Below are 17,517 nucleotides of genomic sequence, written 5' to 3'. Positions count from 1 at the left end.
GTCGTGAACGTCAATAGCGGAAGTGAAGGGGCTTAACTACACTGGGCGTGGATGAGCAAAGGGGAACGGCCGATGACCGAACAGGCACCGCGGGAGCGCTACCGCGAGCAGGTGCGCGGGGAGATCAAGCAGCACGCGCGGAACCAGATCGCCGAGGCGGGGCTGCCCGCGCTGTCGCTGACCGCGATCGCCAAGCAGATGAGCATGACCGTGCCCGCGCTGTACCGGTACTACCGCGGCCGGGACGAGCTGATCACCGCGTTGATCCGGGACGCGTTCCGCAGCCTCGCCGACACCGTTCGGGCGGCGGCGGATTCCGGGGCGGACCTGCTGGCCCTCGCCCACGTCATCCGGGACTGGGCCAAGGCCGATCCGCAGCGCTACTTCCTCATCTACGGCACGCCGGTGCCCGGCTATCACGCGCCGCCGGACACGACGGCGATCTCCAACGAGGTCATGGAGGTCCTGATCCAGGCGAACTCGGCTCTGGGCGAGCCGGAGTCGGCGACGACGTTCCACGTGCACCTGGAAACCCATCGCGAGTGGGTGGACAGCGACACCGTCGGCACCGGCGCGGTGCGGCGCGCGCTGTCCTTCTGGACCCGCCTACACGGCGTGCTGTCGCTCGAACTGGCCGGCCACTTCACCGGGATGAAGTTCGACCCGGCCCTGCTGATCGACGACGAACTGGCCGACCTGAAAGCGTAAGCGGAAGTGACTGCGGGTGACCGGGTCGGTGGGCTGACGTAGCCGTCGGTGAGCAGTGGACAATGGCGCGGTGACTGAGCAGCGCACGTATGGTGACCGTGTCGGCGTCGTGACCGTGACCTACTTCCCCGGCGAAACGCTCGAGAAGTTCCTCGACACGCTCGACAAGGCGACTGACCGCGACGTCCACGTCGTCGTCGCCGACAACGCGTCCACCGACGGCGCTCCGGAGAAGGCCGCCGAACGCGAGAACGTGACGCTCGTCAGCATCGGCGAGAACGTCGGCTACGGGACGGCCGCCAACCGGGGCGTCGCGGCGCTCGACGACAGCTACGGCTGGGTCGTCGTAGTCAACCCGGACCTCGAATGGGAACCGGGCTCGCTCGACGCGCTGATCGAGGTCGCCGGGCGCTGGCCGCGCGGGGCCGCGTTCGGGCCGCTGATCCACGATCTCGACGGGACCGTCTACCCGTCCGCGCGGCTGCTGCCGTCGTTCGGGCGCGGGATCGGGCACGCGGTGTTCAGCAAGGTCTGGCCGGGCAACCCGTGGACCCGCGAATACCGCCAGGAGAACGCCGCGCCGACCGAACGCACGTCCGGCTGGCTGTCCGGCTCCTGCCAGCTCCTTCGGCGCGAGGCGTTCGACTCCGTCGGCGGCTTCGACACCCGCTACTTCATGTACTTCGAGGACGTCGACCTCGGCGACCGGCTCGCGAAGGCGGGCTGGCAGAACGTCTACGCCCCGTCGTCGAGCGTGATGCACATCGGCGGCCACTCGACGGCCCGCGCGTCGGAGAAGATGCTGCGTGCCCACCACGCGAGCGCCTACCGCTATCTCGCCGACCGGCATCAGGGGCTGCTGTGGAAGCCGGTGCTGGCGGCGGTGAAGCTCGGGCTGGCGTTGCGCGTGAAGCTGGAGACCCGCAAGGGCTGACGGCCCGCAATGCCGGGACCCCGGTGCCGCCCGTGCCCGTAAGTGCGTGAGGGGAACCCTGAGGGAATCAGATTCCCTCAGGGTTCCCCTCACGCACAGCAAACCCGACCTCAGGCACCAGCCGCTGCGGTCCGCAAAGGACGGCCGGGCAACCGGCGTGCCTTCGCGGGCGTCCGGATGCTCAGCGGCCGCAACACTTTGCGGTCGTAAAGATCGCTCGCGGGAGGCGTGACCTCCCGCGCGGGAAGTCTCCCTGGGCAATCCGGGCAACCCGGGCCGGGGGAGACCCCGCGAGGATCACAGCCCGTCGAGCCGCCGGGACAGATTGGACCGTCCGCTGTTCTGCTTCACCGTCGGGACCAGGCCGGTCATTTCCTCCTCGGCCGGTTCCTTCAGCGGGCTCGCCACCGGCTTCGCCTGCGGGCGCGGGACCAGCGGCGTCGTCGTCTGCGGACCGGCCGGGTTCGGCACCGTCGGCTGCGGCAAGGTGTTCTGCGGGCCCGGGATTTCGAGCGGCCGCGTCGGCGTCGGCTGGGCCAGCGGATGCGGCGAAGGCTGGGTGCGCGAGCCGCCTGCCAGCGGATGGTCGTTCTCTTCGATCAGCGACGCGGGCAATTGCGTCGTGGTGTCGGGGTCCAGCCCGGAGACCACCGCTCTGGAGATCTGCTGGGTGCTGGAGGAATCCATCGGAGACGTCATGTTGTCCGGCGTCACCACGAAGGCGCCGCGGGATCGTGCGCGTGCGAGCAAAGCGTCCGCGCGATCGCGGGGGTCCATTCCCCTCGGCCTCCCGACTGACCCGGGGCCTCTGGGGAAAGGCCCGCCTGTTTCCTGTCTAGGGTAGGCCCTCGGGGCCCGCGCCGCCCACGTTTCCCGCGGCTTGTCGCTCAGCGGTGCGTGATACAAAGGAGATTTCTGTGACGTCCGAGGTCGAGGTCGACGCCGTCGTACTGGTCGGCGGCCAGGGCACGCGGCTGCGCCCGCTCACGCTGTCCGCGCCGAAGCCGATGCTGCCGACGGCGGGCACGCCGTACCTGAGCCACCTGTTCTCCCGCATCCGCGCGGCCGGCATCCGGCACGTGGTGCTCGGCACCTCGTACCGGGCGGAGGTGTTCGAGGAGTATTTCGGCGACGGGTCCGCGCACGGCCTGGAGCTCGAGTACGTGGTGGAGGACGAGCCGCTCGACACCGGCGGTGCTATCCGCAACGTCTACGACCGGCTGCGCGCCGACCACGCGATCGTCTTCAACGGCGACATCCTCTCCGGGGCCGATCTGCACGCCCAGCTGCGCACCCACCTCGACTCCGGCGCGGACGTCACCCTGCATCTGCAGCGCGTCCCCGACCCGAGCCGGTTCGGCTCGGTGCCGACTGATTCCGACGGGCGCGTCACGGCCTTCCTGGAGAAGACGCCGAACCCGCCGACGGACCAGATCAACGCCGGCTGTTACGTCTTCCGCCGTCCGGTGATCGAGACCATTCCGGCGGGTCGGCGAGTGTCGGTCGAGCGCGAGACCTTCCCTGGGCTCCTCGAGAACGGCGCGCATCTGCACGGATTTGTCGACTCTTCGTACTGGCTCGACGTCGGCACCCCGGAAGCTTTTGTGCGCGGCAGCGCCGATCTGGTTCGCGGCGTCGCGCCTACCTCCGCGCTGGCCGGGCCGACCGGCGATTTTTTGGCGCTGGACGCGGCTTCCGTCTTCACCGGAGCGAAGCTCACCGACGGTACGACGATCGGTGCGCGAGCCATTGTCGGGAAGGACGCGACGGTGTCCGGCTCGGTCGTGTTCGACGACGCGGTGATCGGTCCGGACGCGATTGTGGAGAATTCGGTGCTGGGGCGCGGAGCTCAGGTCGGCGCGGGCGCGGTGCTGCGCGGCGTGGTGCTCGGCGACGGGGCGTCGGTGGGGGCCGGCTGCGAATTGCTGGCCGGCGTCCGGATCTGGCCCGGTGTTTCGGTGCCGGACGGCGGCATCCGGTTTTCGAGCGACGCGTGATGGAGTGGCGTCCGGGGTTTCCGGTGGACCTGGCCGAGGTGCTGGGTCCGCTGAGCCGTGGGCGCGGGTCGCTGAACTTCCGGCGCGACCGCGGCGTCTGGTGGCTGGCCGCGAACACGCCGGGCGGCAAGGGAACGCTCGCGCTGCTGCACCGGCCGGATGGGGTCGTCGAGGCTGAAGCTTGGGGCGACGGCGCGGATTTCTTGCTTGCCGGCGTGCCCGCCTTGCTCGGCGCGGACGACGACGACACCGGATTCGTCGCGCACCACGACGTGATCGCGCAAGGCCGCCGCAACGCGCCCGGCTTGCGGCTCGGGTCGACCGGGCGGGTGTGGGACGCGCTGGTGCTCGCGATCCTCGAGCAGAAGGTGAGCGGCAAGGAAGCGATCCGGTCGTGGGCGGAGCTGTGCCGGTGGTTCGGCACGCGCGCGCCAGGGCCGGGCCCGGATTTCCTGCGGGTGCCGCCGGATCCGGTCGCTATTCGGTCCATTGTGGACTGGAACTGGCACAAGATCGGCGTGGACCGCAAGCGCCGCACGGCGTTGATCGAGGCTGCCCGGGTGGCTCCGCGGCTGGAGGAAGCGGTGCGGCTGCGCGGGGTCGAGGGACGCGCGTGGCTGCGAAAGGTGCGCGGCATCGGCGTGTGGACGGCGGCGGAGATCGCCCAGCGCGCGTGGGGCGACCCGGACGCGGTCAGCTTCGGCGACTACAACATCCCGGCGATGGTCGGGCACACGCTGCTCGGGCGGAAGATCGACGACGAGGAGATGGCGCAGCTGCTCGCGCCGTACGCCCCGCAGCGGCAGCGCGCGATCCGGTATCTGGGGGCGGCCGGGGCTCGGAAGCCGCGGTTCGGGCCGCGGATTGAGCTGCGGGATTACCGGGCGATGTAGGTCAGCGCGACTGAGGTTTCGGCTGCGGAGTGGCCGGGCGATGTAGCTCGGCGCGGACGCTGAGGTTTCGGCTATGGGGTTACCGGGCGAGGTAAGTCAGCGCGGCGGGTACGGGCCTGGCTGCTGACCGGATCCCGGCGGCGGGTACTGGGCACCGGGCTGGGGCGGCTGCGGTGCATTCGGGTACTGCGGGCCCGGCGGCGGATAGCCGGGCTGGCCGGGGTAGTTCTGCGCGGGATAGCCGCGCTGCGGGCCAGGCTGGGGATAACCCTGCTGGCCGGGATAACCCTGGCCGGGCGGCGGCGGATAACCCTGCTGCGGCGGGAAGTAGCCCGGCGGCGGGCCTTGCTTCCGCTTGGACGAGGCCCGCACCGTCACCACGATCACGGCCACCACCCCAGCCAGCAGCATCAAGACGATGAGGTGCCAAGGCTGTACAGCCACGATGAAGATCCTCCCCTGGGCGAGGGTCCATCGTAGGCCGCTCAGCGGGGTTCGCGCATCGGAATGGATCAGCCTTGCGGGGGCTGCTGCGGCGGGTACTGCTGGCCGGGCTGCGGCGGATACTGCTGCTGCGGGTATTGGCCCTGCGGCGGGAACGGCTGCGGAGCACCAGGCTGCGGCGGGTACTGCCCCTGCGGCTGCTGCCCGTACGGCGCGCCCGGCCCCTGCTGTCCCGGATACTGCCCCGGCCCGGCCTGCGGCGGCTGCTTGGGCCGTCCCACCGTGAATTTCAGGACCAGTACGACCACCAGCAGCACGATCAGCGCGACCGGCAGGACGAATTTCAGCATGGGGTTCCCATCGGGTCGGGCATGGACGCAACGAATGCTAATTCCTCGCCGCGGTCAGCGCAGGGCAGCCGCCGCGATCGCCACGCCTTGTTCGGCCGACAGGCCCAAGCCCCGGATGACCTCGGCGTACGTGGCCGCGGCGGCTTGGGCTCGCGACAGCGTCTCGTCGCCGGTCGCGCCGACGAAAGTGCCTGCTCTGCCTCGGGTTTCCAGCAGACCGGCTTCCTCGAGTTCGCGGTATGCGCGCGCGACCGTGTTCGGCGCGATGCCCAGGTCCGCGGCCAGTCCGCGCACTGTCGGGAGTTTCGTGCCGACCGCAAGCGTCCCGTCGTTGATCTGGTTCGCCAGCGAGGTCCGGACCTGTTCGAACGGCGGAACGGGCGAAGCCGGGTCGTAGCTGATGCTCATCGTTGCCGCCGTTTCCTCCGGATGCTCACCACAATGCCCAGCGCCAGCAGCGCGAACGCCACCGCGAAACCGATCAGCACCACCCACCCGCTGATGGCGACGCCGGTGTCGCCCGGGTGCAGGTGCGGTCGCGCCAGGTCCATGCGCCCAGGTTAACGGGCCGCCGCGATCAGTTCGGCCAGATCTTCCGAACCCGCGGGCAGCGCGTCGACCGGCCACCAGCGCAGGTCGTCGGATTCCTCGCTGCGCACGGGTTCCGCGCCCGGCGGTGCGTGCACGGCGTAACGGACGTCGAAATGCCGCGTGGGGACGCCGAGTGAGCAGGTGATCGGGTGCACGTCCAGGTGCACCGGCGTTTCCCCGATCACCAGGCCGCTCATGCCGGATTCCTCGGTCGCCTCGCGCAGCGCCGCTTCGGACAGCGACGCGTCGGACGGTTCGCAGTGCCCGCCGAGTTGCAGCCAGCGGCCGACGCGCGGGTGCAGGGTCAGCAGGACCTGCGTGCCGGTCGAGTCGAGGACCACCGCGGACGCCGTCAAATGCCCGGCCTCGCAGGAGCGCTGGCAGGTGTCCGAACGCGACGCCAGGAAGCCGAGAAACGCTTGCCGCAGCGACTCTTGCGACGCGGCTTCCGGCTTCCACTCGGTCAGCGTGGCGACGGCGGATTCGTGCAGGGTCATCGTTCGATCAGCCAATCGCCGGTGGTGAGCGGGCCGCGCGGGGGAGCGGGTTCGGCCGGGTGCCCGATGGCGACCGCGCCGAGCGGGTGCCACTGGTCGTCGAGGTCCAAAGTGGACCGGACCAGGTCGGCGGCGAAGATGGTCGAGCCGATCCAGCACGAGCCGAGGTCTTCGGCGGCCAGTGCGACCAGCAGACCCTGCACAGCAGCGCCGGCGGCGACGGTGAACATCGTGCGTTCGTGCCGGTTTCGCCGGTCGTCGCGGTAGGTGTGCGCGCCTTCGGGCAGCAGGAACGGGATTACGAGTTCCGGCGCGCGGTAGAGAATGTCGCCGCGGGACAGGCGTTTCGCGATCTGTTCGGGAGTGAAACCGTCGCTGGTCAGGTCGGCTTCCCACGAGGAGCGCATCGCGTCGAGGAGTTTGCGGCGCAGGCCTTCGTCGCGCAGCCAGATGAACCGGACGGGGTGCGTGTGGTGCGGCGCGGGCGCGGTGAGCGCGGCCGCGACGGCGCGCCGCATCGCCTCGGGATCCACCGGGTCGTCGCTGAATTGCCGGACGGAACGCCGGTGCGGCACGGCTTCCCGACGGCCCTGCGCGATGGATTCGTTGGTGCCCAAGCGAAAGAGGTCGGTTTCGATCGGGCGGATCAGCTTGCGCGCGGTGGAGCCGTCGTCGTGGATCTGCAGTCCGCGCACGACCGCCACCGGCAGTCCGCCGAGCTTGCCCTTCACGAGATCCGCGGCGGCGGCGATCTCGTCCGCGACCGCGATTTCCGTAACCGCCAGCTCATTGCCCTGCGAATCGATCTGCCCGGCATACCCGTGCAGCACGCGCAGGCCGGACGCGCCGATCGCGGCGTCCGTCTGGCCTACTCGCCAGGCCCGGCCCATGGTGTCGGTGACGACCACGGCCACCTCGACGCCCAGCCGTTCCCGCAAACCGTTGCGCAGAGCCAACGCGGACGCGTCCGGGTCCGCGGGCAGCAGTGCCACCTCGTCGCCGCGCACGTTCGACGCGTCGATCCCGGACGCCGCCTGCACGATGCCCAGCTGGTTCTCGGTGATCAGCGTGCGCGCGATGCGAGCGACGACCCGCACCGACTCTTCCTCGACCAGCTTGCGCCGGGCCGCGTCGCGCTCCTCGGGATCGCTCGGCACGCGCACCAGGCGACCCTCGATCTTCGAAAACGCCTTGCTGGTCACTACCACCACGTCGCCGGAGCGCAGCCACGGCGCGGCGGACACGATCGCGCCGGTCAGGTCGTCGCCGGGACGAAACTCCGGCAATCCGGGGACCGGGAGGATCTCGATCTTCTGGGAAGCGTGGTCAGTCAAGGGGGACTCCCGCTACGTCGAGCGCCGCGCGGACCATGTCCGCCGTCGCGTCCACATCGGACATCAGCAGCGGCACCGCGCGCACGTCCACGCCGGGCACCGTGACCTCGTGATCCTCCGGCGCGACGAGCCAGCCGTCGAGCACGCCGCCCTCGGTTCGCGCACCGTAATGCCGGCCGACCGCCTCCGCGGAGGTCTCCACGCCGATCGCGGTGAGGCACGCGTCGGCCATGCCGCGCAACGCTTTCCCGCCGATGATCGGCGACACCCCGACGACCTTCGCGCGGGATTTCCGCAGCGCGTCGCGCACCCCGGGCACCCCGAGCGTCGTGCCGACCGACACGACCGGGTTCGACGGCGCGAACAGCACGACGTCCGCCTCGGCCAGCGCCGCCAGCACGCCGGGGCCGGGCTTGGCCTCGTCGTTGCCGACCGCGACGATCGAATGCGCGGGCACACCGGCCCGGTAACGCACCCACCACTCCTGGAAGTGCACGGCCTTCTGCTGGTCCGGCTGCTCCGGATCGTCGATCACGACGTGCGTCTCGACCCGGTCGTCCGACATCGGCAGCAGCCGCACGCCGGGCTGCCAGCGGTCGCACAGCGCCTCGGTGACCTGGGACAGCGGATAGCCCGCGCGCAGCATCCGCGAGCGGATCAGGTGCGTGGCGATGTCCTTGTCGCCGAGCCCGAACCAGGTCGGCTCCGCGCCGTAGGCGGCGAGTTCCTCCTTGACCGTCCAGGTCTCGCCCGCGTGGCCCCAGCCGCGTTCGGTATCGATGCCGCCGCCGAGGGTGTACATGCAGGTGTCGAGATCCGGGCAGATGCGCAGGCCGTGCATCCACACGTCGTCGCCGGTGTTCACCAGCGCCGTGATCTCGTGCGGCGATTCGCCCGCGCCGACCGCGGGAAGTCCGAGTGCGGTTTTGACCCCGAGCAGGAAGCGGGCGCCGCCCACCCCGCCAACCAGTACGACGATCTTCACGACTGGCGATCCTCGCACGTCCGCGGTGCCGGGCCCCAGTACCGGTACCTGTGGTGCTCCGAACAGCCCAGCGCGGAATACAACGCGAGTGCGCCGCCGTTGCCCACCGCCACTTGCAGGACCCACTTGTCGGCACCGTGCGCGCGGCCCCAGCCCGCGAGCGCTTGCAGCACTGTGGTGGCCAGTCCGCGGCGGCGAAACGCCGGTGCGACCGCGAGCCGGGAGACGTGCAGCCAGTCGTCCACGATCGCGCCGCGCACCGCGCCCGCCGTGGTTCCGTCGGCCAGCACCACGCCGTAGCCGACCTTTCCGGTGGTCACGACATGCCACTGGGCGGAACTCGGCTCCGTGGTGTTCTCGGCCAACTCCCACCATTCCGGCGTCGCCTGGTCGAGGACCTCGGCACCGGGCGAAGGCCCGGACGGCAGCGGACCGGTCAGTACCGACACCTGGTGCCCGGAGGCGTGCTCGACCTGCTCGCGCCAGCCCGCCGCGGCCACCGCGCGCTCCAGCTCGCTGTCTTCCAGCACCTGAACCGCGGGTGCAATGCCGCGGGCGTGGGCGAAGTCACACACGGCCGCGAGCGCGTCCGGGACCGGACGGCCGGGGTCGCCGACGGCGAGTGTGCTGTTCGCGCGCCCGGTGAAGCCGTCCGCCCAGCGCAAAGTCCATTCTCCGAGCGGCTCCTCGACCACCGCCGGCCATGCTTTCGCGCACACGATTTCGAGCTTTTCCCGGGAGTTCACGGTTAGATTGTGACGGAGAGAGCTGTCCCGTTCCGCAGGAGAACCCCATGAGCTACGCGCGCAAGGACGACCGGCACAACGATGAGCTTGTCGACGAGATCGCCGACGGGTTCAAGCGGACTCTCGAAGAAAAACGCGAGGACGGCAAGCCCGCCGGCCCCTCGTTCACGATTACCGGCGATGCCCGGAACGCGCCGAAACCGCGTCGCCGCGACCGCTGAGCGGCGCGGATCCGCCCCGTTTCCAGGGGTGGGATAAGGGTCGCCTAACCACCACCGGGGGCCAGGGAAGCGCGTAATGTCCGCACCGACCGGCCCAGCAGGAGAAGCCAGGAGTACGCAGTGACCTACGTGATCGCCGAGCCCTGCGTCGACGTCCTCGACAAGGCGTGTATCGACGAGTGCCCCGTGGACTGCATCTACGAGGGCGAGCGGATGTTGTACATCCACCCGGACGAGTGCGTCGACTGCGGCGCCTGCGAGCCGGTCTGCCCGGTCGAGGCCATCTACTACGAGGACGACGTCCCGGACAACTGGTCCGACTACACCAAGGCGAACGTCGACTTCTTCAACGAGCTCGGCTCGCCCGGCGGCGCCTCCAAGGTCGGCAAGACCGCGCACGACCCGGGGTTCATCAAGGCTCTGCCCCCGCAGGGCGAATGACCCGGCTGCCCGACTTCCCCTGGGATTCGCTCGCCGAGGTCAAGGCCCGCGCGCAGGCGCATCCCGGGGGCATCGTCGACCTCTCCGTCGGCACGCCCGTCGACCCGGTGCCGGACTCGATCCGCGCCGCGCTCGCGTCGGTGTCGGAGATCCCCGGCTACCCGACCACGCACGGCACGCCTGAGCTGCGCGAAGCGGCCGTCGCGGCGTTGCGGCGGCGGTACGGGATCACCGGCGTCGAGCCGGACGCCGTGCTGCCGACGATCGGTTCGAAAGAGGCCGTGGCCTGGCTGCCGCGGTTGCTCGGCTTCGGGCCGGGCGACGTGGTGGTCATCCCGGAGCTGGCGTATCCGACGTACGAGGTCGGCGCGCTGCTCGCGGGTGCCGAGGTGGTGCGTGCGGACGGGCTGACCCAGCTCGGCCCGCGCCGCCCGGCGATGATCTGGCTGAACTCGCCGTCCAACCCGACCGGCCGGGTGCTCGGCGTCGACCACCTGCGCAAGGTGGTCGAATGGGCGCGCGACCGCGGCACCGTCGTGGTGTCCGACGAGTGCTACCTCTCGCTCGGCTGGGAGGCGGAACCGCTGTCGGTGCTGCATCCGTCCGTCCACGGTGGACAGACGGACGGCCTGCTCGCGGTGCATTCGCTGTCCAAGTCGGCGAACCTCGCCAGCTACCGCGCCGGGTTCGTGGCCGGTGACCCGAAGCTGGTGAAGACGTTGCTGGAGGTGCGCAAGCACGCCGGCATGATCGTGCCGCGGCCGGTGCAGCAGGCGATGGTGGCCGCGCTGACCGACGACGAAGCCCTTGCCGTGCAACGTGAACGCTATCGCGCGCGCCGGGTGGTGCTGCGGAAGGCGTTGCAGGACAGCGGGTTCGAGATCACGTATTCCGAGGCTGGGCTGTATCTCTGGGCCACGCGCGGGGAATCCGCGCAGGCCACCGTGGAATGGCTTGCCGAGCGCGGAATTCTGGTCGCTCCGGGCACGTTCTACGGGCCTGCGGGTCGTGATCATGTGCGCGTCGCGCTGACGTCCACGGACGAGCGCATCGAGGCCGCCGCCGAGCGGCTCGCGCAGGGCTGACGTTCACGGGGTCAGGCGACTGACCCCGTGAAGTACCCGGTCGCCGCGACGGCCAGCAGCAGGAAAACCGCCGGGAATGCGATGTTGTGGAACACCTTCGCGCGGATGTGCGCTCCGACTGCGCCGATGAAGAACAGCGTCAGCCCGATCGCCGCGGCCAGGCCCAGGCGGGGCCAGCCGAGCAGGCCAACGACCAGTCCGGCGACACCCGCGCCTTCCAAAAACGCCAGGTAGGGGATCCAGCGCGCGCCGACGCCTACCTCGTCCGAGTTCTGCAGCACGAACCGCGCTCGGACGGCCTTGGCGGCGACCTCGAAGGCGTTGATCGCGATGCAGACGAAGGTGGCGACGAGAAGTCCGGTTTCCATGGCTGCTCCTTCCGGGTCTCACTTCCCCTGACGGTGCGGGGACCGGAAAGGTGACCGCGGACTAGTAGTCGCGGCCGGTGAAGCCGCGGTACACAAACCGCGTCAGCGCCTCGATCGCTTCCTCGTCCGACGGCTGATTCCAACCTGCCGGCGGCGGAGTGAGCAGCCACATCTGCGCGAAGTTGTCGATCAGCTGGTACATCATCGCGATGGTGAGCTGGGTGTTCGCGGGGAGCCGCAAACCGGCCGCGGTGACGTGTTCGAGGTGGCTTTCGACGTCTGAGGCCTGCGTGGCGCCGAAGTTCGCGTACGTGGCGGCGAAGTCGTCGTTCACCATCGCCGCCTGGCGCAGCGCGAGCATCGTGGGCGCGTTGGCGCGGTAGAAGTCCCAGTACTGCCGCACGTGCCAGCGGACCGCGGCGGGATCGCTGAAATCGGACAGGTGGCCCTCGCCCGCAGCCTGTCGGTCGCTGTCCTCGGCCAGGTCGGCCAGCAGCGCGACCAGCAGTTCTTCCTTGCCCGCGAAGTGGTTGTAGAACGACCCGGCGGCGCGGCCCGCTTCCTTGGTGATGTCGGTGATCTTCGTGTTCAGGTAGCCCTTGGCCGCGAACACGCGCTTGGCCGCTTCCTTCAGCGCCGTTTCCGTTTCGGCGGCTTTGTCCTTGCGGCTCGTCGCCGTCATCCGGCACCTCCCTTGACGGGAACGCTATCAGCGGGCATTCTGAATCCGAATTCACTGAATCAAGATTCACTGAGAGGGGCGAGGGACATGACGGTGCTGGTGGCGGGAGCGGGGCCGACCGGGCTCACGCTGGCGATCGAGCTGGCGCGGCGCGGGGTCGGCGTGCGGGTGGTGGACAAGGCGGAGGAGTACTTCGCCGGTTCGCGCGGCGACGGGCTGCAGCCGCGGACGATGGAGGTTTTCGAGGATCTCGGTGTGCTGGACGCGGTGCTCGCCGCGGGCGCGCCGCCGTATCCGATGAAGGTGTACCTCGACGGGAAGTTCGCCATGGTGCGGCGGATGGCCGAGCCGGTCGAGCCGACGCCGGCGGTGCCGTATCCGAATGCCTGGTTCCTCGGGCAGTCGCAGACCGAGGGGATCCTGCGGGACCGGCTGGCCGAGTTCGGCGTGCGGGTCGAGCTGAACACGGCGTTGACCGGCTTCACGCAGGACGACGAGGGCGTCACCGCTGAGCTGTCGACCGGGGAGACGGTGCGGGTCGAGTACCTGGTCGGCGCGGACGGCGGGAAGAGCTTCGTGCGCAAGGCGCTGGGGATCGCCTTCGAAGGGACCACGGACGAGTCGATCCGGCTGCTGCTGGGCGACGTCTCGGCGGAGGGGCTCGACCACGACTCGGGGTACTGGTTCGCGACGGCGGACGAGCCGATGTCCGGCGTCGCCTTCACGCCGCTCGCGGGGACGCCGCACTTCCAGTTCTCCTCCCCGCTCGGCGACGGTGCCGCGGAGGCCTCGCTGAGCGCGTTGCAGGCACACCTGGACCGGGTGTCCGGCGGCGGGATCCGGCTGCTCGACCTGGCGTGGTCCACGGTGTGGCGGCCGAACATCCGGCTGGCCGCGGCGTTCCGGAAGGGCCGGGTGTTCCTGGCCGGGGACGCCGCGCACGTGCACCCGCCGACGGGTGGACAGGGACTGAACACCGGCGTGCAGGACGCGTACAACCTCGGCTGGAAGCTCGCCGACGGATCGCCTTCGCTGCTGGACAGCTACGAAACGGAACGGCGCGCGGTCGCGGCCCGGGTGCTGGGGGTGAGCAGTGCGTTGCTGGAGAAGTACAAGGAGGGTGCGGACGACGCGCACGAGCGCGGGCCGGAGACGCAGCAGCTCGACCTGACTTACCGCGGCGGGCCGTTGTCGCCGGTGGGCACGGGTGCGTTGCGGCCAGGGGATCGGGCGCCGGACGCGCCGCTGGTCGACGGGAATGGCAAGGGGGTGCGGCTGTTCGAGCTGTTCCGGGGTCCACATGCGACAGAACTGGTCTTCGGCGAGGGAGAGCTGGGGACGGAGCATCCGGCTTATCGGATTTCGCCGCAGGGGTCGACGGGGGAATTCGTCGACGCGGGCGGGCACGCTTATGCGGCTTATGAGGGGGCGCCGGGGAAGCGGGTGCTGGTGCGGCCGGACGGCTATGTGTGGTCGGTTAAATGACCGCGTGCTCGGCTTTTTCGATGCGGTGCCACACATCGAGCCACGCGGCTCGGGCTCGCGCTCGCTTCGCCAGCTCGTGTTCGACGATGCGGCCGGCGACGAAGCCGATCTCCGCGTCCGCGTTGGCCAGGGCACCGCGCACTTTCTCGGCGGCGTAGACCGCGTCCTGGTGATCGCCCAAGACTGTCTGGAATTTGCGCGTCGCCTTGATCAGTTCGGACAGCTTTTCGGCCTGCTTCTTCTTCGCCGCCGATCGGGCCAATTCGGCGGTGTAGCGCAGCTTCTTGCCGTGGATGCGCAGCGCGTGCAGGTCGTCGTCCGGCGGATTCGGCGGCAGGGCGGCGACCGCGCGGGCGAGCTTTCGGTACGGCTTCCGTACGTCCGCGGCCAGGCCGGGCTTCTCGGACGGTGTTTCGTCGATCTCGTGCTCCGCGGTGCGGGACAGCTGGGCGATGCCCTGCAGCAGGGTCGCGTACCGCGGGCTCGACAGCGCCCGGTTCAGCCGGCGGCGGGCGGTGGTGCGTTCGGCGACGAAGCGGGACACCAGCCGTCGTCCGGCGGCCTGGTCTCGGACGTCGAAGCCGGCGATCACCTCGCGCAGATGGCCGATCAGGACGTCGTAGTCGCGGACCTCGCCGAGGACCTGGCCCAGCCAGCCGAGGTCGGCGCGCACGGGTTCCGCGGTGGCCCCGACCAGCGCGCTGGACGATTTCAGCACGCTGCGCATCCGCCGCTGCGCCACGCGCATCTGGTGCAGTTCTTCCGGATCGGCACCGGCCCGGGTGCCCGGTTCGCGGGACAGCAGTTCGCGCAGTTCGTGGTCGAGTTTGGCGCGCACGTGCGCGGCCGCCGGGGCCTCGGGGTCCGCTTTCGCCGGTTCGGCGGGGAGCCCGAGTGCGGCCGGCGTCGTCGGTTCCGGAGTACGGCGGCGGCTGGTCGCTTCGGAAGTCACCTGGTTAATGGTAGGTGAACAACGATCGGATCGGAGTCCGCCGAAACAGCGAGAGGGTGCGCTCCCCGCAGCGGGAAGCGCACCCTCTCGAAGGCTGGATCAGTTGGCGTGCAGTGCTTCGTTCAGCTTGATGCCGACGCCGCCGCGCGGCACGACCTCGACCGCGCCGGTCGCGGAGTTGCGCCGGAAGACCGCGCCGGAGATGCCGGACAGCTCGCGTGCCTTGACCGTCTTGCCGTCGACCTCGACCTTGGTGCCCGCGGTGATGTACAGCCCGGCCTCGATCACCGAATCGTCGCCGAGGGAGATGCCCGCGCCGCCGTTCGCGCCGATCAGGCAGCGCTCGCCGACCGAGATCACCTCGGTGCCGCCGCCGGACAGGGTGCCCATGATCGACGCGCCGCCGCCGACGTCGCTGCCGTCGCCGACCAGCACGCCCGCCGAGATGCGGCCCTCGACCATCGACGCGCCGAGCGTGCCCGCGTTGAAGTTCACGAAGCCCTCGTGCATCACGGTGGTGCCGGACGCGAGGTGCGCACCGAGGCGCACGCGGTCGGCGTCGGCGATGCGGACACCGGTCGGCAGCACGTAGTCGACCATCCGCGGGAACTTGTCCACGCCGTACACGGCGACCGCGCCGCGCGACCGCAGCCGCAGCCGGGTCTGCTCGAAGCCTTCGACCGGGCACGGGCCGTGGCTGGTCCACACGACGTTGGCCAGCAGGCCGAAGATGCCGTCGAGGCTCTGCCCGTGCGGCCGGACCAGGCGGTGCGACAGCAGGTGCAAGCGCAGGTAGACGTCGTGGGCGTCGGCGGGCGCGGTGGCAAGGCTGCCGATCGTGACGCGCACCGCGACGACCTCGACACCGCGGTCGGTGTCCGGGCCGAGCAGCGCGGCCGCGGACTCGCCGAGCAGCTCGGTGGTCTGCTCCGCGGTCAGCCGCTCGGTGCCGCTGATGCCTGCGTCGACCAGCTTGGGGTGCGGGTACCAGGTGTCCAGCACAGTCCCGTCGGACGTGACGGTCGCCAGCCCGACGCCGACGGCGCCGGTCGTTTCGGGGTCAGGGGTCTGCTCGCTCACGCTGGTCACGGTAGCTGAAGCAGGCCGGATCAACCCGTGGTGGCCAGCTGGTTCACCTTTTGCTTGACCTCGGTCAGCGCGGCCGAGATGGACACGAGCGCCTGCGTGCACTCCCCGCCCGGGGCCGGCACGGTGGTGCAGCCTGCCTGGCGGAACGCGCCGACCGCCTGGTCGATCGCGGTCGCGTCGCGGTCGAGCGGCTGGTTGACCGTCTTGCCCGCTTTCGCCAGCTTGTGCACCGAACCGGCGGTGTTGCCGACCTCGGTGACGTATTTCTCACAGCCCTTGGGCAGCTGCGTCTGCGGGCCGGTGAAGCAAGCGTCGGCGGACAGCGCCTCGAGCTTGGTCGGCAGGGCGTCCGGACCCGGATCGCCGGCTCCAGGGCGGGCCTTGGGCCCGGCCTCGTTGCTGCAGCCGGTGAGGACGAGGGCGAGGACGCCGAGAGCGACCAGGGAGCTTCGCGTGCGCACGTCCTCACGGTAGCCCCCGTCGTGGCTGGGTACGGTGCCGGTATGACCTCCCTTGACCTGCGCGCCGATCCGGCCGAGCTCACTGCTGCCCTTGTGGATGTGTTCAGCGTCTCCGGGGAGGAGGGGCGGCTTGCTGACTTGGTACAGGGGGCGTTGGTTGAGCAGGCTCCGCATTTGGAGGTTGTTCGTAATGGGGATGCTGTTTTGGCGCGGACTCATTTGGGGCGTGGGTCTCGGGTGATTCTTGCTGGGCATTTGGATACTGTGCCGGAGAATGCCAACTTGCCTTCTCGTCGTTCTGGTTCTGGGGACGATGCCGTGTTGCATGGGTTGGGGTCCGTGGATATGAAGGGCGGGGATGCGGTGTTTTTGCATCTCGCCGCTACTTTGCCGGAGCCTCGGCATGATGTGACTTTTGTTTTTTATGATAATGAAGAGGTTGAGGCTGTTAAGAATGGGCTTGGGCGGATTGAGCGGGAACTGCCTGAGTGGTTGGTCGGGGATCTGGCGATTGTGGGGGAGCCGTCCAATGGGGTGATTGAGGCTGGGTGTCAGGGGACGTTGCGGGTTGAGGTTCGGACGTCTGGGGCTCGGGCGCATACTGCTCGGGCTTGGATGGGGTCGAACGCGATTCATGCGTTGGCTGAGCCGTTGCGGCGGTTGGATTCTTATTCGGCTCGGGTTGTGGATATTGACGGGCTGACTTATCGGGAAGGGCTGCAGGCTACTTCTATTTCTGGTGGGGTGGCTGGGAATGTGGTGCCTGATGCTGCTGTGTTGACGGTTAATCATCGGTTTGCGCCGGATCGTAGTGCGGATGAGGCTGAGGCGCATGTACGTGAGGTGTTTGACGGGTTTGATGTGACGTTGGTGGATATGTCGCCTGGGGCGTTGCCTGGGTTGTCTGCTCCTGCTGCTGCGGAGCTGGTGGCTGCGGCTGGGGGGACTGCTGCGGCTAAGTTGGGGTGGACTGATGTGGCTCGGTTTGCTGCGTTGGGGATGCCTGCGGTGAATTTTGGGCCTGGGGATCCGACGCTGGCGCATACGCAGCAGGAGAATGTTCGGGTTGGGGAGATTCGGGGGGTTGCTGAGGTGTTGAGGAAGTTTCTTAGCTGAGGGTTCGGCTCGTCGCCTGGCGGCGACATTGCGCCCTGGCGTGCGTGGGGCACCCCGAAGCTTGATTGTGCTGACGGTCTGGGGGTGCTTGTCAAGGCGGGAAAGATGCCTTGACAAGCACCCCCAGACCGCAGGGAC

The 17,517-nt window shown here is 69.6% G+C and carries 23 protein-coding genes; 9 read left to right on the top strand and 14 right to left on the bottom strand.

Translation table 11 applies throughout. From position 1 onward, the window contains the following. Positions 1-72: 72 nt before the first annotated feature. On the top strand, positions 73-708 hold the full coding sequence (locus AB5I40_RS21550; protein ID WP_370940566.1) for a TetR/AcrR family transcriptional regulator: 636 nt from the start codon (positions 73-75) through the stop codon (positions 706-708). 70 nt (positions 709-778) lie between these two features. Further along, the gene (locus AB5I40_RS21545; RefSeq protein ID WP_370940312.1) at positions 779-1,642 is read left to right on the top strand and encodes a glycosyltransferase family 2 protein; all 864 of its coding nucleotides are present in this window, start codon (positions 779-781) and stop codon (positions 1,640-1,642) included. A 297-nt stretch (positions 1,643-1,939) separates the two neighbouring features. On the opposite strand, the gene AB5I40_RS21540 is transcribed toward AB5I40_RS21545, so the two are convergent. Then, on the bottom strand, positions 1,940-2,419 hold the full coding sequence (locus AB5I40_RS21540) for a hypothetical protein (RefSeq protein WP_370940311.1): 480 nt from the start codon (positions 2,417-2,419) through the stop codon (positions 1,940-1,942). Positions 2,420-2,559: 140 nt separating this feature from the next. Here AB5I40_RS21540 and AB5I40_RS21535 point away from each other — a divergent pair, with 140 nt between their 5' ends. Both AB5I40_RS21535 and AB5I40_RS21530 read left to right on the top strand, forming a co-directional pair. After that, positions 2,560-3,639 carry a sugar phosphate nucleotidyltransferase gene (locus AB5I40_RS21535; RefSeq protein WP_370940310.1) on the top strand — a complete coding sequence of 360 codons (1,080 nt, stop codon included), beginning with the start codon at positions 2,560-2,562 and terminating at the stop codon, positions 3,637-3,639. Then, positions 3,639-4,532, top strand: a complete 894-nt coding sequence (locus tag AB5I40_RS21530) for a DNA-3-methyladenine glycosylase (protein WP_370940309.1) — start codon at positions 3,639-3,641, stop codon at positions 4,530-4,532. Before AB5I40_RS21535 ends, AB5I40_RS21530 begins: the two co-directional genes overlap by 1 nt. A gap of 96 nt (positions 4,533-4,628) precedes the next feature. Here the strand turns inward: AB5I40_RS21530 and AB5I40_RS21525 are convergent, their stop codons facing one another. The 8 genes from AB5I40_RS21525 to AB5I40_RS21490 form a co-directional block, all read right to left on the bottom strand. Continuing rightward, positions 4,629-4,976, bottom strand: coding sequence for a hypothetical protein (locus AB5I40_RS21525; protein WP_370940308.1), 348 nt, complete (start codon positions 4,974-4,976; stop codon positions 4,629-4,631). Positions 4,977-5,044: 68 nt separating this feature from the next. Further along, on the bottom strand, positions 5,045-5,326 hold the full coding sequence (locus AB5I40_RS21520) for a hypothetical protein (protein WP_370940307.1): 282 nt from the start codon (positions 5,324-5,326) through the stop codon (positions 5,045-5,047). Positions 5,327-5,380: 54 nt separating this feature from the next. Beyond that, positions 5,381-5,734 carry a GntR family transcriptional regulator gene (locus AB5I40_RS21515; RefSeq protein WP_344288708.1) on the bottom strand — a complete coding sequence of 118 codons (354 nt, stop codon included), beginning with the start codon at positions 5,732-5,734 and terminating at the stop codon, positions 5,381-5,383. Beyond that, entirely contained in the window at positions 5,731-5,877 is a 147-nt protein-coding gene (locus tag AB5I40_RS21510) for an LPXTG cell wall anchor domain-containing protein (RefSeq protein WP_093575833.1), read from the bottom strand. Before AB5I40_RS21510 ends, AB5I40_RS21515 begins: the two co-directional genes overlap by 4 nt. 9 nt (positions 5,878-5,886) lie before the next feature. Next, complete coding sequence (locus AB5I40_RS21505; protein WP_370940306.1) at positions 5,887-6,414, bottom strand: NUDIX hydrolase; 528 nt, start codon at positions 6,412-6,414, stop codon at positions 5,887-5,889. Beyond that, a complete protein-coding gene (locus tag AB5I40_RS21500) occupies positions 6,411-7,748 on the bottom strand; it encodes a coenzyme F420-0:L-glutamate ligase (protein ID WP_370940305.1) in 1,338 nt (445 codons plus the stop codon). Before AB5I40_RS21500 ends, AB5I40_RS21505 begins: the two co-directional genes overlap by 4 nt. Then, on the bottom strand, positions 7,741-8,733 hold the full coding sequence (gene cofD / locus AB5I40_RS21495; RefSeq protein ID WP_370940304.1) for a 2-phospho-L-lactate transferase: 993 nt from the start codon (positions 8,731-8,733) through the stop codon (positions 7,741-7,743). Before cofD ends, AB5I40_RS21500 begins: the two co-directional genes overlap by 8 nt. Continuing rightward, complete coding sequence (locus AB5I40_RS21490; RefSeq protein WP_370940303.1) at positions 8,730-9,479, bottom strand: GNAT family N-acetyltransferase; 750 nt, start codon at positions 9,477-9,479, stop codon at positions 8,730-8,732. Before AB5I40_RS21490 ends, cofD begins: the two co-directional genes overlap by 4 nt. 47 nt (positions 9,480-9,526) lie before the next feature. Between AB5I40_RS21490 and AB5I40_RS21485 the strand changes: the two genes are divergently transcribed. From AB5I40_RS21485 to dapC, 3 genes are all read left to right on the top strand, one after another. Continuing rightward, positions 9,527-9,700 carry a hypothetical protein gene (locus AB5I40_RS21485; protein WP_354745418.1) on the top strand — a complete coding sequence of 58 codons (174 nt, stop codon included), beginning with the start codon at positions 9,527-9,529 and terminating at the stop codon, positions 9,698-9,700. A 120-nt stretch (positions 9,701-9,820) separates the two neighbouring features. Beyond that, a complete protein-coding gene (gene fdxA / locus AB5I40_RS21480; protein WP_009072848.1) occupies positions 9,821-10,141 on the top strand; it encodes a ferredoxin in 321 nt (106 codons plus the stop codon). Further along, positions 10,138-11,226 (top strand): succinyldiaminopimelate transaminase, encoded by a 1,089-nt coding sequence (gene dapC / locus AB5I40_RS21475; RefSeq protein ID WP_370940302.1) that lies wholly within the window; start codon positions 10,138-10,140, stop codon positions 11,224-11,226. The genes fdxA and dapC overlap by 4 nt, the downstream gene beginning before the upstream one ends. 11 nt (positions 11,227-11,237) lie before the next feature. Here dapC and AB5I40_RS21470 read toward each other — a convergent pair whose 3' ends face one another. After that, positions 11,238-11,594, bottom strand: a complete 357-nt coding sequence (locus AB5I40_RS21470) for a DoxX family protein (protein ID WP_370940301.1) — start codon at positions 11,592-11,594, stop codon at positions 11,238-11,240. A gap of 61 nt (positions 11,595-11,655) precedes the next feature. Further along, positions 11,656-12,276, bottom strand: a complete 621-nt coding sequence (locus AB5I40_RS21465; RefSeq protein ID WP_370940300.1) for a TetR/AcrR family transcriptional regulator — start codon at positions 12,274-12,276, stop codon at positions 11,656-11,658. A gap of 87 nt (positions 12,277-12,363) precedes the next feature. On the opposite strand from AB5I40_RS21465, the gene AB5I40_RS21460 reads away from it, so the two are divergent. After that, complete coding sequence (locus tag AB5I40_RS21460) at positions 12,364-13,761, top strand: FAD-dependent monooxygenase (protein ID WP_370940299.1); 1,398 nt, start codon at positions 12,364-12,366, stop codon at positions 13,759-13,761. Here AB5I40_RS21460 and AB5I40_RS21455 read toward each other — a convergent pair. The 3 genes from AB5I40_RS21455 to AB5I40_RS21445 all read right to left on the bottom strand — a co-directional run bounded on the left by AB5I40_RS21455 (position 13,754) and on the right by AB5I40_RS21445 (position 16,263). Then, positions 13,754-14,713 (bottom strand): CHAD domain-containing protein, encoded by a 960-nt coding sequence (locus AB5I40_RS21455; RefSeq protein ID WP_370940298.1) that lies wholly within the window; start codon positions 14,711-14,713, stop codon positions 13,754-13,756. The two genes, AB5I40_RS21460 and AB5I40_RS21455, sit on opposite strands and share 8 nt — an antisense overlap. A gap of 99 nt (positions 14,714-14,812) precedes the next feature. Beyond that, complete coding sequence (dapD, locus tag AB5I40_RS21450) at positions 14,813-15,793, bottom strand: 2,3,4,5-tetrahydropyridine-2,6-dicarboxylate N-succinyltransferase (protein WP_370940297.1); 981 nt, start codon at positions 15,791-15,793, stop codon at positions 14,813-14,815. Positions 15,794-15,822: 29 nt separating this feature from the next. Continuing rightward, the gene (locus AB5I40_RS21445) at positions 15,823-16,263 is read right to left on the bottom strand and encodes a hypothetical protein (protein ID WP_370940296.1); all 441 of its coding nucleotides are present in this window, start codon (positions 16,261-16,263) and stop codon (positions 15,823-15,825) included. 42 nt (positions 16,264-16,305) lie between these two features. Here AB5I40_RS21445 and dapE point away from each other — a divergent pair, with 42 nt between their 5' ends. Beyond that, the gene (gene dapE, locus AB5I40_RS21440; protein ID WP_370940295.1) at positions 16,306-17,379 is read left to right on the top strand and encodes a succinyl-diaminopimelate desuccinylase; all 1,074 of its coding nucleotides are present in this window, start codon (positions 16,306-16,308) and stop codon (positions 17,377-17,379) included. The last annotated feature ends 138 nt before the right edge of the window (positions 17,380-17,517 follow it).

Origin of the sequence: Amycolatopsis sp. cg13 (assembly GCF_041346965.1) — a bacterium.
GTDB lineage: Bacteria > Actinomycetota > Actinomycetes > Mycobacteriales > Pseudonocardiaceae > Amycolatopsis.
The sequence above is the reverse complement of the archived record's forward strand: the minus strand, read 5'-3'. Positions and strand labels throughout refer to the sequence as shown.

What these genes read in the sequence shown, in the direction of transcription:
- AB5I40_RS21540 (WP_370940311.1), bottom strand. Translation starts at nt 2,419, where the DNA reads ATGGACCCCCGCGATCGCGCGGACGCTTTGCTCGCACGCGCACGATCC.
- AB5I40_RS21470 (WP_370940301.1), bottom strand. Translation starts at nt 11,594, where the DNA reads ATGGAAACCGGACTTCTCGTCGCCACCTTCGTCTGCATCGCGATCAAC.
- AB5I40_RS21520 (WP_370940307.1), bottom strand. Translation starts at nt 5,326, where the DNA reads ATGCTGAAATTCGTCCTGCCGGTCGCGCTGATCGTGCTGCTGGTGGTC.
- AB5I40_RS21510 (WP_093575833.1), bottom strand. Translation starts at nt 5,877, where the DNA reads ATGGACCTGGCGCGACCGCACCTGCACCCGGGCGACACCGGCGTCGCC.
- dapC (WP_370940302.1), top strand. Translation starts at nt 10,138, where the DNA reads ATGACCCGGCTGCCCGACTTCCCCTGGGATTCGCTCGCCGAGGTCAAG.
- dapE (WP_370940295.1), top strand. Translation starts at nt 16,306, where the DNA reads ATGACCTCCCTTGACCTGCGCGCCGATCCGGCCGAGCTCACTGCTGCC.
- AB5I40_RS21530 (WP_370940309.1), top strand. Translation starts at nt 3,639, where the DNA reads ATGGAGTGGCGTCCGGGGTTTCCGGTGGACCTGGCCGAGGTGCTGGGT.
- AB5I40_RS21505 (WP_370940306.1), bottom strand. Translation starts at nt 6,414, where the DNA reads ATGACCCTGCACGAATCCGCCGTCGCCACGCTGACCGAGTGGAAGCCG.
- AB5I40_RS21550 (WP_370940566.1), top strand. Translation starts at nt 73, where the DNA reads ATGACCGAACAGGCACCGCGGGAGCGCTACCGCGAGCAGGTGCGCGGG.
- AB5I40_RS21465 (WP_370940300.1), bottom strand. Translation starts at nt 12,276, where the DNA reads ATGACGGCGACGAGCCGCAAGGACAAAGCCGCCGAAACGGAAACGGCG.
- AB5I40_RS21485 (WP_354745418.1), top strand. Translation starts at nt 9,527, where the DNA reads ATGAGCTACGCGCGCAAGGACGACCGGCACAACGATGAGCTTGTCGAC.
- AB5I40_RS21460 (WP_370940299.1), top strand. Translation starts at nt 12,364, where the DNA reads ATGACGGTGCTGGTGGCGGGAGCGGGGCCGACCGGGCTCACGCTGGCG.
- AB5I40_RS21515 (WP_344288708.1), bottom strand. Translation starts at nt 5,734, where the DNA reads ATGAGCATCAGCTACGACCCGGCTTCGCCCGTTCCGCCGTTCGAACAG.